General features: G+C 38.4%; 1 protein-coding gene. It reads right to left on the reverse strand.

Going from position 1 to position 232, the window contains the following annotated elements; genetic code table 11:
- Positions 1 to 15 precede the first annotated feature (15 nt).
- The coding region (gene ssb, locus KVT11_RS20740) for a single-stranded DNA-binding protein (RefSeq protein ID WP_217609230.1) at positions 16 to 232 on the reverse strand (217 nt) is incomplete at its 5' end.

Here is a 232-nt window from a genome sequence, read left to right on the forward strand (position 1 = left end):
TCCCAAATCCATTATTTAAAGTCCCATCTTATTGTGATGCCCCTCCCGCCTTCTCTCCAAAAAGGTAATACTCTCAATCACAACTTCAGTTCTATATATTCTCTTGCCTTGTTCATCATCGTAATTACTCGTCTGAATACGCCCTGTAATCCCAACGAGTGATCCCTTCTTACAATATTCAGTTACATTCTCAGCCGATTTTCTCCAAACGACACAATTAATAAAATCTACT

It is taken from the genome of Bacillus sp. GbtcB10 (assembly GCF_019091365.1).
GTDB classification, from domain to species: Bacteria; Bacillota; Bacilli; order Bacillales; family Bacillaceae; genus Bacillus; species Bacillus altitudinis.